We start from the raw sequence: 15622 nt of genomic DNA, 5'->3' as shown, positions 1-15622 counted from the left end.
CTCACGCCTGTCGTCGCGTAAAGCTTGTCCCCGCTTCGCTACTGGAGTTACGCAATGAACACAAGACATGTCGTCTTCGCACTTTTGTCCTTCTGTGCAACGGCCGCTTTCGCTCAACAATCACAATCTACAGCGACAACGCCGGTTGTTGCTGCGCCTTCACCAGCAGATGTAGAACGTATGCGCACACAGCTTGCCGACTGGCCTAACCTCGCACGTTATCGCGCGGAAGATGAAGCACTGCCACCGCCACGTGCAGGCGAACAACGCGTCGTGTTCCTCGGCGATTCCATAACGGACCGTTGGGGCCGCAAGGTAGGAACATTCTTTCCTGGCAAGGGTTACATCAACCGAGGCATCAGCGGCCAGACTACGCCGCAGATGTTGCTTCGATTTCAGCAAGATGTCGTACGCCTGCATCCTTCGGTGCTTGTGTTGCTGGCAGGAACAAATGACATCGCACGCAACACGGGCCCCTCTTCGCCAATGATGATTGAGGACAACCTCCGATCCATGGCCGCAATCGCAAAGGACAACGGAATCAGGTTGGTGATTGGGTCGATCTTGCCAGCTGCACGATACCGCTGGAGACCAGGCATCAATGGCGTTGCAGATATCCGCGAAGTGAACCGATGGCTCAAAACATTCTGCGCTGAAAATAATTTCGTCTTTGTCGATTACTACACTGCCATGGCAGACGACGCGGGAGGCATGAAACCGGGGCTGTCTTCAGACGAAGTGCATCCTACGGAAGCTGGTTACGAGATCATGACACCGCTTGCGGAACAAGGTATTGCTCAAGCACTCAATCACAGGTAGCCAGCCTTCTCTCCTCTTAACGAATGGCGAACGAGCTTTTCGTGCGATCTCCAAGACGTTTCCGATAGAGTGGTTGTGAAAACGCCCCATGGCGGTGAGGTAATGGGGCAAGGCGTCCGAGTATCCTGCCTACAACTACTCAATCAAGAGCTTGATGTTGGCGGCGATGAGGTCCTGTTTCGCGACGGGCTTCCTGCTGTCGATGGGGTGTGATTGTCGGTGCTGCCATACACCGATCTGGTTCGAGTTTCATTTTTCTTTGAGCAACTTGGCCGAGATTTCCGGCCATTAGAATGGGGCGGCCATAAACGGCGCACGTATGAGAGCATCGCTTCAGCTCTAATTGAGCATCCACGCTCACTCGGCCATTCGTGATAAAAAGCATCGATAACTCAGGGCGGCTCTTAGCCCGTTGCAGTTCCACCCGCCTCCCGGCGAACTTCCGGCGCCGTCATCGCCCCAAGGTTTTGCCACCGATGCAACGAAAAGAGCTGGGCATAGATAAGCCCAATCCAGCCCTTCTCCCGCCACTTCAGAAATGTCTTGTTCGGTAGTTGGTCGAACTTCTTCGAGTCGATAATCAGCAAACCACCTAGCTGAAGGTTTCCTCCTGGGAGCTCTATGGCCCCAGACATCTCTGTCAGCATGCCAAACTCCATTAGGGCTGATACGAACTCGTTCGTGGCGTCTCCCTGTTGCCGTAGAGCAGCACAAAACTCCATCATGGAACTGGTAACGTCGCTTAGTTCATCTCCGTCAAAAAGCGCGTCTCCACGCTCCGTCCCGAGCATGTCACTTTCCTCATCAATGCAGAGGACGAATTGCTTGTGCGCAGGATCGTCCATGAGAATGAACGGATAGCGCCTCACATATCCGGGCAGGTAGGCTCTGTCCACCCACTGTCCCTCTCCGTCGACAAACAGATTGGAATCGTTCACAAGTCCGACAACCGCTGCAAACACGATCGGGTAGTAGGCCGAGGCCATTGGGAACTCGTCGATCACAATCGGAATCGCGTTCGTCTTCTCGGCGAACCGGAACGTAGTACGCGCGATTTTGAGGTCCTTGTCTCGCGCCCGGTCCATTGGCCGCGGCTTCCGATAGAACATCGGAAGATTCGGGCTCGGCTCCGGGACGTTGTGATTGGCTTCGATATCCGACATAAAAATACCTCCGTGCTCCCGGCGCAAGCCTCAGCATGTCGCGCCGAAATTCATGCGGGCGCTTGCCCGGACTCACTCGTTCACCAACAGATCCCACGACCTACCCTCATAAACCGGCAGGTCCTCCTCAAGAAGCTCTTCATTTGTAAGCTCCTGTATCCAGTCCTCTCCGATCATCACCGAGGTGCTGAAAAGCGCGTTCTTGAACAGCACCGTGCCACGGAGCTCGTGCCGCCCATCGGAGGCCTTCCCCACATACCGCAGCACCTCTAGATGCCGCTTCACGCGGTCCCGGTCAGACTGTCCGGCACTGGGCTTCCATGGAAGCTGCTCCACCCTATCGACAAAACGGAACGCGCCACGCGCCCCCACCACCACGGCAAAAAAGAACAAGCAGTAAGCTTTCAGGATTTCGGGGCTTTGTTCTGCTGTCGTTTCGTCCTTCAGGTCGTAGAGCCAATCATTTTTTGCCCTCGCCAGTCGGACATCCTGCTGCTTTACGACGAATGGCACTGCCACTCCGTTCTTGTGAGAGAGCAGGGCAAGCCGCCAGCCTGGAAGAAACGGCAGCGCAGCCCAACGTAGGCTTTCGACATCGAATTCGCCGACGTTTGAGAATGTGGCTTTCTTTTGCCAATCGCGGAATACGGTTGTCAGCTCGTGCGATGCCTGCATCAAGGGGAGCCTTCCGAAGCTCGCGTTCGTGGCAAGTCCCACTGTGCAGATCTGAGCCTGTGCCGCTGGCTCCGAAAGCGTCGTGGGATTTCGCGACGGCAGACGGTTCTCCCGATCCTTTTCGGCCGCAAAATCATCCACCAGCGACCGGATGGCGTTCGCATCCACCCCTCCGCCGACGAGCACGTTATCCAGGCGATCGGGGAAGATCGCGGACATGTCTTCCGGCGAAGCATCTTGCAGCACTTCGAGCAGAACTTCGTTGTCTCCCTTCTCGGCCGCTGTCCGCAGCGCGCTCTGTATAGACGGGTCTTTTAAGTCTGCCGCGAGCTCAAAGCTCTTCAGAAGCCGGACGGCCGCGAGATGTCCGTTCTCGACAGCAAGGCTGATGGCGGTTCGCCCTCTTCTGTCATGGACATCGATTGTCGCCACGCTCCGCAGAAGCTCCAGCGTCCCGAGATGCCCGTATGCAGCCGCCGCCAGAAAAGGCGTCTCGCCGTCGCTGTCGGATTCGTTAGCATCTACCTTCGCTTCCAGAAGGAAGCGCAACACGCTCTCCGCCGCCGCTCTGGCAGCCGCCACAATCGGTGTCCACCCTCTGCCATCCTGGCCTGAAAGCGGCGCGCCAATAGATTCGAGTAACCGGACCAGATCGAGCCTGCCACGTGCTGCAGCATCTACCACCGCACGCCGGACCCGATCCGAATGCAGTTCTCCTGGGCTTTGGCGCTGGATCAACTCGAAAGCGGTCATCGTGTGTCCACCTTCAATGGCGGCCAGTACAGGAGTCCGGTCCTCATCATCAATGGTGTCGATTTTGGCGCCTTTTTCCAGCAGAAACTCGACGACCGGCACCGACCCAACTTTTGCAGCGGCAATCAAGGCAGTCTCGCCATCTGGTTCCGTCACATCCACATGGGGCACATGATCGAAGAGCAGCTTGACGAGTGGCAGATTACCCTCGCGTGCTGCGTTCACGAAGGGATGCAGTCCGGCGTTATTGGTGGCGTTGATCGACGATACTTTCCTGAGGATGGCAGAAGCGGTCCGCAGGCCTGATATTGAGGTTGTCCGCAGTAGCCAGTTACGAAGGCGCTCGTCGCCCGGCGATTCCAGACCATCAATCAGCTGCGCCGCAATTTCGTCGTGTCCAGCCCCGATCGCGCCCACAATCGCCGGAACCCAGCCCGAGCCGTCACTTGATGGCAGCAGCCCAGAGGCGAGCAGAGCTGCGACGGCGGCCGAGTGCCCCTTCTTTGCGGCGATTTCTAGTACGGTATTTCCTTTTTCGTCCCTTGCCGTGAGCGACGCGCCCTGCTTGGCAAGAATCTTGATGGCGGTTGCCAAACCCAGCTCTGCGGCCTGAACAAGTGCCGCGTCAAGCCGTTGCGGGGCTTCCTTGCTGGCGCCCGCCGCCTCGATCAGCAGTTTCGAGAGGTGCTCGTCCCATCCTGGTTCGCCCGGCAGTACATCAAGCGCGGGATCCCACCCGTTGGGAAGGTTGCGAAGCCGCCGAATTGCTTCCAACTCTGCTTCGGCCTCGCTCACAATCCCCAAATCACTCAGCGCCTCGCCAGTTTCTCGAACGACGGCCGCTGCATCCCTGAGAAGGAGCACGTCACTAAGCCTTCTGGCGAGAGCCATCACGTTACGTCCTTCGCCTAGCGCGATGGCATAGTCACGCTCCAATAGCCTCGCTTTTGCCAGTTGCACTTGCGCACTTCGGTGCGCCCAGGATTCCGGATGGACCTCGAACAGCGCACGGCGCACTTCACGGATTGCCTCCGCCGGCTTATTGGATTTGTTCAGCCCCTCGGCGACCGCGGTCCGCCATGTAGCGGCGCTACTCGCGTTTCCCTGACGTTGCACCGCTGAGGCATATTCCCGTGCGCGCTCCACATAGAAATCCCACCGCTCTTCCGCATAGGCGATTTCAAACTCCGCGCGCCGAGCCCCTTCTCCGTTGTACCCAAAATAGTTGTCCTGCACCCAGCCACACGCCCGAAATAGGCGTACGGACTGTTCCGGATTTACCTTCCTCAGGCAGTAGGCTAGATTCGTGTAGGCATCCGGAAGGCCCACCAGATAGCCTGCAATATCACCGTCGTGCGGTTTCGCGAATCCAGTCCGTTGTCAACAGACAGGACTCATCGAACCGGCCAAGCCTACGCTCGATTTCCGCAAGATCGAAGACTGCGGGGCGCCCCATTTTCGGCGAGCCTTGCTTCACGTAGGCCAACAAACTTTCGCGTGCAGCCGCCGGCGAACCGATTTCCTTTTCAATCCGGAACCGTAGATGGGCGAGTACCCCCGCTGGCTCCCATTCACCGCCGGCTTCCTCGGCCAGCCGGACTTGCCGTTCCGCCTCCTGCCACTCCCCCATGTCCATCAGAAGCCCGATGTACTTCTCGGTCATTACGTAAAGCCATCGGCTACTGAACGTGGCCTCACATACAGCGCGCCGGTCATCGCCGAGAAAGCAGTTCAGGCAGTCGAGGGCAAGCCTGGGCTCGCCCATCGCCGTCAGCGTATCAGCCCAATCGAGATTGTTTCCAAGAACGTAATTTGCTGTTTTTAAGTCCCCAGCTTCTGAAAGGATCTCGATCGCATGCAGATAAGGCATAGCCTCGGAAGGATTGCGCGGCTGAAATCCCGACGGGTGGCCGCTAAGCAATACGGTTGCGGCAACCCGTGCCACGTCGTTACTGTTTACCCGAAAATGTTCGCGGTAAATCGGATGACACGAATAAGAGTTCTGAGCTTCTCGCCAAGCGACGCCACCGCCGAAAAGTACCCCGTCGTTGACGAGTGATTGCAAACGTCGGGCCACCTGGCTCGGGTCGATCCTGCGCTCGCGCGAAGCTGCGACTACTACCAGACTCGCGATCATCTGGCCTGTGCAGCCCGCCGGAAAAACCGAGACTGTGCGCAGAATCTCGCGGTCAAGGGGCTCAAGACCGCCCTCGTAGGCATTCAATATCTTCTCAAGTCGCTGCTTGAGATCGAGATCTGCTACCAGATCAAGCTTCATCGCCAGAAAAGCCGCCGCGTTCCCGAACCGCATCGGCTGTTGTTTCGCGATAAGGGCGAATGTCCGCAACGCAAGGGGGTGTCCCTTCAGATCGCGGACATATTTTCGTTTCTCCGCTTCGCCAACATCTCGCACGTTTTTGAGTAGAGCAAGACCGTCCTCTTCGCTGAGTCCCCGGAGTTCCCGCTCATGATATGCAAATCCCTCATGCCGTTTGAAGTCCGATAACGAAGTGCGGCTGGTCACGACGGCGAGTCCCGTTGCAACCTCGTTAACGCACATCAGCTCCAGCAGATCGCGAATTGGGCCGTTCTGCAATCTACCGGCGGTTTGGCCGCTTCGCGTCTGTAAGACCTCAATTCCGTCGAGCAACAGCAGAATTGGCCGCCGTTCTATCTGTTCTGCCAGCCAATCTTCGAGGCGCTCGTTGGATCGCCGTTCGGACGCTCCGACTTGTCTTGTGAGGAACTTCTCCAGTTCTGCTGCGCACTCTTCCTGGCTACGCTGGAGATAAAATCGCCATTCAAATACGCCGGAGAACTTGCGTCCGGCTTTTTCAATCTGTTGCTTTACCCAGTTACGGCCAAGCGCTGTTTTCCCGTTGCCGGCGATGCCAATGATCGCTGCGATCTTGGTTTCCCAGCTTCCCCCGACCTTCGTCAGCCAATCCAGGTCGTCCTGCCGACCGGAAAAACGGTCCAGCTGATCGAACTCTCCGTAAACAGGAATCGGAACGACCAGCCGCGAATGGGAATCTGCCAGAGCGGATGAGTTTTCTGCGGCCTCAAGGGCATCCTTGTGCTGAAGAGCCTCTAGCAAGATGTCCATCTTGGCATCCATCCCAGGAATAAGGACCGTATCTTGCTTGATGGATACGACAGTCTGTTTGATGGAGAGGATCGATGGGCCGAATTGATCCCTAAAACGTTCGATGAACTTGTTGACGTACAGCTTGTTCGCTTGATCGTTGTTCTCGCGGGTAAGCAAGTCGTCGAAGATGGGCGGCAGAATGACGGGAAGGCGGTCCTTGAGCAAATCAATCAGCGCTTGCGGTGGCTCTTCAAACTGATTCTGTTGGAAGGTAATTAGGCGGCGAGTTGCATCTCTCTTCGTTTTGGTTTCGAGCAACATTCCTTGCGCATTCAAGAGGGCAAGGCAGTGACGCAGTCGACATTCCGCTTCCTCGCTGGTATCGGGGCCAAGGAGGATCTGATCAAAGTCTTCCAGAAGAGAGGCTTCAAGAGCGAGGTCCCAACTGCCAAACCAGTCTTTGAATTCCTGGGTAACTACACCATAGCCAGAAATGGATGGTGAGGCCGCGGCATGCGCGTGAATCTCATTGAGAGCCTTGCGAAACGACTGGGTGAAGACGAGCTGGAGCGGGTCGTTCCATTCGCGTTCAGGAAGGGCCTCGAGCCCAATTTCCGCAGCAATCTCGCTGGCTTTCTCGGAGGCGAATTCGAGTATCTTCTTCGCTGGTTCACTAGCCGCAGTGGCTCCTGCGACGCCAAGAGCACCCAGGAGAAGGACGCCAAAGTGACCTCCAGCCATGCCAATGACGGCACCGCACGCAGTTTTAGCGGTGGCGATGGCGGCGGATTTGGCCAACGGACTGGACATGAAGCTGCCTGAACTGCTTTGTATGGGGGTGCGAACAATATTAGCAAAATGAGTTCAAGGGAACGGATTGCTGAGGAACAAGTTGAGAACATCTTTTCGCATTTGACAATTGGTTCTTCATCAAATCAGTACCGATAATTTCAGTCTTGTGAGAACCAATCTGATCGGACCCAGAACCGTTACCAGAGGTTGCCAACCCGATCGGATGGACGATTGGGATTGCGGGCCATCGCACCAATCCTCATTTCTGAGGTTCAGGTTCGCCGGAGTATCCCCGTTCTGCCATGCGTTTTCCCATTTCCACGTAGGCGGAGGGATCCCGCGGCTGCCAAGTACCCAGGCCGTCTACGTAGCGGTTGTACATACAGAAAGCGGCCGCAATCAGAACCGTGTCGTGGATATCGGTATCTGTCGCGCCTCCTGCTTTCGATTTGTCTACAAGATCTTTTGTGACGCGTTTTCCGTCAATCTGAACCGCCTCAGCGATGGCAAGTAGCGCCTTGAGCTTATTTGAGATGGGTGCCGAGGCGTACTCTGCGCACACCGCATTGACGACACGTTCCCCGTCCTCATGAAGGTGGGCCGCAGCTGCGCCGTGACTTGTCTTGCAAAAGAAGCAATCGTTGCGTGAAGAGACGAACGATGCGATAAGTTCGCGGTCGGCAGAACTTAAGCCGTCATTGCCCGATGTGTGCAGAAGCACATGGGCGAGTTCGCGCATAGGCTTCGCAGTCTCAGGGCGGAAGCTGAACCCTGCAGTGATTCCAGGCATACCTTCGGGCAGATCGATGTGCGGCATAGTTACTCCTCGGATAAATCAGGATTTGCAAAATTCAGGTTGGAATTGTGTAGGGTTGTGCTGCGTTCGCTTCGAAGCACTAGACTCACAGCCGCAGCCCCAGCAGCAACTACCGCCAGGTAGACGATAAAGCGCGAATGGTAGAAGCCAGCAGTGTCATACAGATGACCAATAAATACGGGCCCTGTGCCGCCTCCCACTGCATAGGCCGTCCAGGTGAGGCCATATAACACTGAAAAATGTTTGCGGCCGAAGTAGTGCGCAAGGAGATACGGAAGTACATCTGCTTCGCTTCCCAAACCCACTCCGAGTAGTGCAGCTCCGAGCAATGCCATGAGAGAGGAACCGGCAAAGGCAAGTACAAGCGTGCCCAACGCGGCGATCAACAGGATGATTGTCTGGATGCGCTGTGGCGAATAGCGGTCGATCAGAAAACCTACACACAGCCTGCCTATAATTCCCGCTCCGCCCCGCACAGACAGGGCGAGTGCCGCGCTTTCTGCGCTAAGTCCATGGCCCGTGAGAATGGCAGCAAGATTGGTGACAAGGCCGTTCTCGCTGAAGGCGGACAATATCGTGATCGCACAAAGCACCCAGAACGCTGTACTCGCCAGAGATGCTTTGACGGACATGCCAGCGGGGACCGCGTTGCTTCGATCGAGAGTGGGGGTAGGACGGTTTCGAACCAGCAACGCAGTGAGCGGCAGACCAACCAGGGCAATGCCACCCAGAAGCGTGTAAGCGCTTCGCCATCCTTGATGTGTGATTGTCCACTGAGTCAAAGGCGGTATAAGAATCGACCCAACACCGCTGCCGGTCAGAATCAAAGCGAGTGCCAAGCCACGTCGTTTCTGAAACCACGTAAGTGCCGTTCGCGCGTAAGCAAACTGCGCGGTGCCGTTTGCGACTAACCCGAGGACGAAGAACGTCAGGTAGAAGCGGTGGATGTCACCATTCAAGCGGCTGAGCGATGCCAGCGCCAATGCGAAGACGACGATCGAAGGAAGAATGACGCGGCGTGGCGGGAAACGGTCCAGCAGCATTCCAAGGAATGGAGAAACCACGGCTACTGTGATGGCTGCTATTGCAAACGAGCCATCCAACGCTTCGCGCTTCCAGCCAAAAGCAGTATGAAGAGGATTTAGAAAAAGGCTAAAGGTGTAAGGGACGATAGGCGAGAAACTCGTCATCACACCCACGAACGCGGCAGCCGTTATGCCCCAGCCGGGATACCGAATCGAGCGTTCATCGCTTATTTCAGAAGCGCGTGGATCAGGCATTCGTTCTGCTGTCCTTCTGTGGGCAATTCAAGGTTGTTTGCTGATCCATGCGAATAGTAGGTAGTGGGACGCGATTTTGTCTTCAACCTAAAGTTGGATATGCGGTTTAGATCTATCCTCTTCGTTCGATATCGGTTTATGCTTTGTCGCAACCACGTAACCAGGAGAGATCGGTGCCACACATTCAACTCCCTGAAGGTCTGCAAGGCATCCGGAGCGCCATGGCGTTTCGGCCTGAAACAGCAAAGCCCCTGAATGAACTGGTGGAGGTTTTGCTGCACGCGCCAAACTCCTTGCCACAGGCGGATCGCGAGTTGATCGCCACTTATGTCTCCTATCTGAATGACTGCTACTTTTGCCAGACGGTGCACGGGTCCATTGCGGCAGCATGCCTGGACGACGACTACGATCTGGTCAAGCGTGTGAAGGCAGATTTTATGTCTGCAGAGATTTCAGCAAAGCTCAAGACCCTCCTTGTCATCGCAGCCAAGGTGCAGACCGACGGCAAAAACGTCACCTCTACCGACATCGATGAGGCCCGTGCACAAGGCGCGACCGACGTGGAGATCCACGACACAATACTCATCGCTGCGGCCTTTTGCATGTACAACCGCTACGTCGACGGGCTGGACACGTGGCAACCTCGTGATGAGGCTCTTTACCTCGAACGCGGTAAGAAGACTGCACGCGAGGGATATGTGGAGATGAGCAAGGAGTACCTTCCTTCGGTGTCCAGTTCATCCTGAACTAAGCGCTCCGACACACGATGTCAGCGGAATAACACGTCATCTCTCGCCCGGTTCGCATTCATGCGATTGAGTCCTTGCGTTTTGTCACTTACCTACAGTTACATTAGTGGGCCAGTGCGACCGTCGTGAAACAGAGCGGCTTCCACTGATCACGCTGTTTCGAGGAATGTTCATGAGCATTCGCGTCCGCATGGATCGTAAGTTTGTATGTTTTGCCGCTGGAGTGCTGCTTACGGCTGCGGCCGCACATGCACAGGGAAATCTGACCGGATATTGGGATCTGCGAGTTCCGAACGGCGATGGTACCTTTCGCGAAACCTTCTTCGAACTGACTCAGAACGGCAATACCTTGACGGGCAAGTGGTACGGTCGCGATCCCAACGGAATTCCCATGCAAGGGAGCATTGAAGCCGGTAAGGTTCACTTCGCTACCGTCCCACCTCCGCCACCACCTAATGCAACTCCCGGCGGCTTTGGTGGGCGGCCCACGGTATACGACGGCGCATTGCACGGCGACACCATGACTCTCACCTCCACTGGGTTTCGCGGTCAAACCATGACCGGCGAAGCGGTGCGCAGCACGCGTGAGGCAGCCATGCCACCCGCGCCACTTCCGCTTCCCGCACTACGCGACTTGCCAGACAACGGCCTGGTGCGTACGCCGCCAATGGGATGGAACTCCTGGAACAAGTTCGCAGGTCGAGTTACGGAAGCAGATGTGCGTGCCGCTGCGGACGCACTTGTATCCACCGGCATGAGCAAGATGGGCTACATCTACGTGAACATTGATGACACGTGGGAGGGTGGCCGCGATGCCAATGGCAACATCCAGTTGAACCAGAAGTTTCACGACATGAAGGCACTTGCTGACTATGTCCATTCCAAAGGTTTGAAGCTTGGGATCTATTCTTCACCGGGACCCAAGAACTGTGCCGGTTACACGGGCAGTTTTGGCCATGAAGCGCAGGATGCTAAGACATATGCATCCTGGGGTATCGATTACCTAAAGTACGATCTTTGCAGCGCGCGCAATATCTACAAATCCACGCCCGAGATCCATCAAGCGCTTTATCAGAAAATGGGAGAGGCCCTTCAGAGCACTGGCCGTCCAATCGTCTTCAGCCTTTGCCAGTACGGCGAAAACGATCCGTGGAAGTGGGGCTATAAGGCCGGTGGAAACCTGTGGCGAACCACGGGCGACATTCGCGATCAGTGGGAATCCATGGACAGGATCGGCTTCTCGCAGATCGACATCGCAACCTACAACCACCCGGGCCGCTGGAACGACCCCGACATGCTCGAAGTGGGTAACGGCGGCATGAGCGCCGACGAGTACCGCACGCACATGAGTCTGTGGTCACTTCTGTCCGCGCCGTTGATCGCAGGCAATGACCTGAGCAACATGTCTGAAGAAACGAAATCGATCCTTATGAACGGAGATGTCATCGCCATCGATCAGGATTCCGCTGTCCATCCCGTACAACGACAGGCGAAGCAAGGAACCGTAGAAGTACTCACCCGCTTGATGTCAGACGGATCGACTGTCGTTGGCCTCTTCAACCGCGGCAACGCACCCGCACCCGCCAGCCTGGATTGGACTGCCCTCTCCACTCGCCCCGGATTCAAAGTACGTGATCTCTGGAAACACGAACCAGTCAACGTAAGCGGAACCCCTTATCAGGCAACCGTGCCGGTTCACGGCGTGGTTCTCCTGCGGGTCACGCCATAAGAGCAGCTCCCGTCGCTATCGCAACACGAAGGCATACAGTGTGTCGCCCGCTGCAGCCGTGACGTATTGCTGCCCATCAAGCACGAACGTCGTTGGGCCGTTGGTCACCGGGTTACCCAGCCCCGCGTGCCACAGGATTGCACCCGTCGCGGCGTTGAACGCAACGAAGCTTGAGACGGTGTCGCCTGTGAATAGAAGGCCGCCTGCCGTGGTCAGCATGCCGGAGCGTGCGCTGCCAGCGATCCACGGGTGTTCCCATCTCAGCTTGCCCGTCTTGTAATCCAGCGCACGCAACGCAAATCTCGAGTAGCCGCCTCGATCATTGCCCGCCCATCCTTCGGGCTTCTTGTTGTTGTCGAAAACGTAGTAGACGCTGTATGCGTCGGATGCGGCGACATAGAACAGTCCGGTCTGCGGATCGTATGAAGGAGGATGCCAGTTCGCCGCGCCTGACTGGTTGGGCGACACCAGCGAGCCATTTGGTTTGGGCATCTTCTCTGGGTTTGGGATGGGCTGGCCTTTGCTATTGAGACCGAGCGTCCAGCTCTGGTGAGCAAACGGCGTGCTGACCAGAGCTTTGCCATTCGTGCGATCCAGTACGAAGAACCAACCATTGCGGCTGGCCTGCGCCAACAGCTTGCGCTTCTGGCCATTGATCACGCCGTCGATGAGTACGGGCGTCTGCACGGCATCCCAGTCGTGCGTGTCGTGCGGATTAGGTTGGAAGTACCACACCAGCTTGCCCGTATCCGGGTTCAGTGCGCATATGGTGCCGGTATAGAGGTTGTCGCCCGGCCGTGCTTCACCGTTGATGACCGGCTGTGCATTGCCTGTGCCAAAGTAGTAGAGGTTCAACTCCGGATCGTATGTTCCGGGCACCCAGGTCATTCCACCGCCGTGCAGCATGGCTTCATCATTAGGCCAGCTTTTCGCCTCCGGCTCCCCGGGGTTGGGGTGCGTATACCAACGCCATTGTAGTGCCCCCGTCTCCGGATCGTGTGCTTCGATAAAGCCTGGCACATCAAAGTCATCACCGGAGACACCTACCATCACGTGGTTCTTAATGATGGTGGGCGGTACGCTGCCGAAGTTGAACTTCGCGCGGTTCGCTTCAGCCTCGCCAATCTCTGCATGCCACTTCTCCTGGCCTGTGGATCGGTCAATCGCGACAAGGTAATCGTCTTCCGTCTCAAAGTAAACCGTATTGCCACGAACGGCCACACCGCGATTGCCGATTGCCTCTCCGCCCTTGCTCTTCCAGTCGAACTGCCAAAGCTTGACGCCAGTGCGAGCGTCCACCGCCCACACATGGCTGGGAACGGTGAAGTACAACACGCCGTCAACCTCAAGCGGAGTGGATGAAATGCGGCGTCCGCCACCCGACGTCTCGTTGACGCGGAAGGTCCATGCCAGTTCCAGTTGCTTGACGTTGGTCGTGTTGATCTTCGTCAGAGGGCTATAACGACGGCCGGACAGATCTCCGTTATAGGTTGGCCAATCTCCGGCCGCGAGGCTCGGTACGCCGGCATCCACAGGTGCCTTCTGCGTTGCCGCGGTGCGAACAGCTCCCGGATCGCGCTTGGTCGTATCGTGCGGATTGTTCTGGTTCACGGATGTCTGCGCCAGAAGCGGCATGTAGACGGCAAGCAGGAACAGTGGCATGTTGCGTAACTTCATCGCGAGGCCGGTCATTTTAGCGTGTCCAGGTAAGCAGTCAGGTTGTGGATGTCGGCATCGGTGTATTGATCGAGCAGGGCCTCGTGCGCCGCAAACGGATGAACCACGGTAACGACTGTTCCCGGCGTGCGACTGAAGCTATGTGAAATCCCGTCGGAGCTTCGCAGCGTCACGTTGAAGTCGTCAATACGAACCACATCTCCGCTATACGTCTTGCCATCGTGAAGCTTCACGGTGACCAGTAACTTCGTAGCACCGCGAATTCCGCTGCCAGGAAACAGGAACTTCTGCTGCAGCGCCGCAGTGGTGTACTTCTTACCCACTCCCGCCAGATTTCCCGTGGGCGAGTGGCACCTACTGCACCCGCCTGCGCCATTGAAGTATGCTTCGCCGGCTTTCGCGTCACCGCTCAACAGATTCGTGGGCTGGTCGTTGTAGCCGCTACGCAGAATCTTGTTGATGGAAAGAGTCAAAAACTGCGACAGGTCCGCATTCTCCTTGTCGCTGAATTTGAAATTATGCTGCGGAATCGTGCGGAGCAAAGGCCCAAGGTCGCGACCGTGGAGTGCCTCACGGCGATCGCGGAGGACGGCTTCAGAACGGATCATGTCCGGACCGGCCGTGGTGCCGCGGGCATCGTCACCGTGGCATCGTGCACAGTTGCTGCCATACAGCTTTGCGCCGCGCTCCGCCGATGCGGGATCGACCACTGCCTTAGGAAACTGCGCCGAAGCAGCAGCGAACATCGACAGAGCGAAACCTAAAATGAACCGCAAATTCTTGCTCAAAATTCACCCGCCTCCGAAAACATTGCTCTCACATCAGTACAGCGGCCCAGGTAGAACTCTTGATATCTTTCATCTGCATAGGCCTGCTCCCATCAGGACTCAGGTGCCCGTCGCAACAGCAAACAATGCCCCCAGGTCCAGCGCAGATTTGGACTCAACTCCGCGCGGAAGTGTAGGACCAATTGCTAGCGCCTGGCGGTGGCCTTCGTACCAGACGAGGAACACTGACCGGTCGTGTCCCGGCAAGCGTTGCTGATTGATCCACTGGTAGTACGCAGCCATGTCGGCATCGACCAGCGAGCCAACCGGATCAAGCTCAACCTCGCGCTGGTCATTTGAAAGCAACTCGTTCATGGGTCTTTGCCGTTGTCGCGGCGCAAATCGTACGAGCAGGGTCGTCGCTGAGGCCCGTCGCAGCACCTCGCGCGTCGTCCATTGAGCAAAGGTCGTGCTGAATATCTGCGTGCCGGAACCATCAGTCAGCAGCTTCATCTGGAATCGATCCAGTGTTCCTCCGCCAAGCCCCAACTGTTCTGGCTGCAGGTGCGCAATGTAATTCCGCAGGCTTTCCGGCCCGGTGCCGGGCTTGCTTACCTCGTTCTGAATCTTGCTCAGAAGAGCTCTGCGCGCGGGCAAGAGAGCATCGTAAGACACACAGGCCAGACTCGGGTTGGTGCCCGCTGATTTGCCGCCATCGACGTACCAATGTCCAAAAGGAATGGGGTGACTTTCGGCGCGGGACACTGTTGCCGCCAACAGCTTCTCCATACCACCTTCGGGCTGAATGTTGCTGAAATAAGTACCGTGCGGTCGCAGCTGCTCAAAGAGAATGTTGGAGTAAGAATCCACCCCTGCTCCGATAACTGCGATGCCCACCCTGGGTACAACAGGCAATTGAGCCGGGACAGCCGCGTGCAACTGCTCACTATAGGTCGCGGCCGCTTTCTGAAAAGCGATCATCTGATGCGTGCTCCATAAGTTAGCGGAGAAGGCCTCAGTGAACGTTAGGGGCTGATTGACCCAATCAAGCTTGCTCTGTTCCCCGGACACTTGGATCTGTGCAAACTCTTTGAACACGTGTTCCAGCTGTGTCGGCGAAAGATTGCTCAGGTAATTCAATTCGCTGCTCAAAGCATCGCGTTCTGCCGGAAAATTGTGGTCGTACTCAATTAGCTCCTGAAGCAGGCTGGGGAGAAAACTTAACGGCATCCGCCGAAAGAGTTCCAGATGCGCCACTGCGATGCCGCGTGCTTCGGGCTGATACTGCAGAAAGTTACCGGCAACCAGTGATG

General features: G+C 56.7%; 11 protein-coding genes. 3 read left to right on the top strand and 8 right to left on the bottom strand.

What is annotated here, in order from left to right; translation table 11 throughout:
• Positions 1 to 54 precede the first annotated feature (54 nt).
• Entirely contained in the window at positions 55 to 819 is a 765-nt protein-coding gene (locus BLT38_RS03750) for an SGNH/GDSL hydrolase family protein (protein ID WP_083343979.1), read from the top strand.
• A gap of 404 nt (positions 820 to 1223) precedes the next feature.
• Here BLT38_RS03750 and BLT38_RS03745 read toward each other — a convergent pair whose 3' ends face one another.
• The 5 genes from BLT38_RS03745 to BLT38_RS03725 form a co-directional block, all read right to left on the bottom strand.
• Positions 1224 to 1982, bottom strand: coding sequence for a SapC family protein (locus BLT38_RS03745; RefSeq protein WP_083343978.1), 759 nt, complete (start codon positions 1980 to 1982; stop codon positions 1224 to 1226).
• 72 nt (positions 1983 to 2054) lie between these two features.
• Positions 2055 to 4646: an ankyrin repeat domain-containing protein gene (locus BLT38_RS03740; RefSeq protein WP_083343977.1), complete on the bottom strand. Its 2592-nt coding sequence runs from the start codon at positions 4644 to 4646 to the stop codon at positions 2055 to 2057.
• Positions 4647 to 4755: 109 nt separating this feature from the next.
• Complete coding sequence (locus BLT38_RS03735) at positions 4756 to 7308, bottom strand: NACHT domain-containing protein (protein ID WP_083343976.1); 2553 nt, start codon at positions 7306 to 7308, stop codon at positions 4756 to 4758.
• 241 nt (positions 7309 to 7549) lie between these two features.
• On the bottom strand, positions 7550 to 8080 hold the full coding sequence (locus tag BLT38_RS03730) for a carboxymuconolactone decarboxylase family protein (RefSeq protein ID WP_269456842.1): 531 nt from the start codon (positions 8078 to 8080) through the stop codon (positions 7550 to 7552).
• Positions 8081 to 8109: 29 nt separating this feature from the next.
• Positions 8110 to 9387 carry an MFS transporter gene (locus tag BLT38_RS03725; RefSeq protein WP_083343974.1) on the bottom strand — a complete coding sequence of 426 codons (1278 nt, stop codon included), beginning with the start codon at positions 9385 to 9387 and terminating at the stop codon, positions 8110 to 8112.
• Between the two features lie 173 nt (positions 9388 to 9560).
• Between BLT38_RS03725 and BLT38_RS03720 the strand changes: the two genes are divergently transcribed.
• Positions 9561 to 10133 (top strand): carboxymuconolactone decarboxylase family protein, encoded by a 573-nt coding sequence (locus tag BLT38_RS03720; RefSeq protein ID WP_156785002.1) that lies wholly within the window; start codon positions 9561 to 9563, stop codon positions 10131 to 10133.
• 175 nt (positions 10134 to 10308) lie between these two features.
• Positions 10309 to 11865, top strand: coding sequence for a glycoside hydrolase family 27 protein (locus tag BLT38_RS03715; RefSeq protein ID WP_083346902.1), 1557 nt, complete (start codon positions 10309 to 10311; stop codon positions 11863 to 11865).
• A gap of 15 nt (positions 11866 to 11880) precedes the next feature.
• Here the strand turns inward: BLT38_RS03715 and BLT38_RS03710 are convergent, their stop codons facing one another.
• The 3 genes from BLT38_RS03710 to BLT38_RS03700 form a co-directional block, all read right to left on the bottom strand.
• The gene (locus BLT38_RS03710) at positions 11881 to 13527 is read right to left on the bottom strand and encodes an acido-empty-quinoprotein group A (RefSeq protein WP_231966720.1); all 1647 of its coding nucleotides are present in this window, start codon (positions 13525 to 13527) and stop codon (positions 11881 to 11883) included.
• Positions 13528 to 13553: 26 nt separating this feature from the next.
• Entirely contained in the window at positions 13554 to 14330 is a 777-nt protein-coding gene (locus BLT38_RS03705) for a c-type cytochrome (RefSeq protein ID WP_156785001.1), read from the bottom strand.
• A 99-nt stretch (positions 14331 to 14429) separates the two neighbouring features.
• Complete coding sequence (locus tag BLT38_RS03700; protein ID WP_231966719.1) at positions 14430 to 15566, bottom strand: hypothetical protein; 1137 nt, start codon at positions 15564 to 15566, stop codon at positions 14430 to 14432.
• Between the last annotated feature and the right edge of the window lie 56 nt (positions 15567 to 15622).

This window comes from Terriglobus roseus, from assembly GCF_900102185.1.
GTDB classification, from domain to species: domain Bacteria; phylum Acidobacteriota; class Terriglobia; order Terriglobales; family Acidobacteriaceae; genus Terriglobus; species Terriglobus roseus_A.
This window is presented reverse-complemented; position numbering and strand designations above follow the sequence as displayed.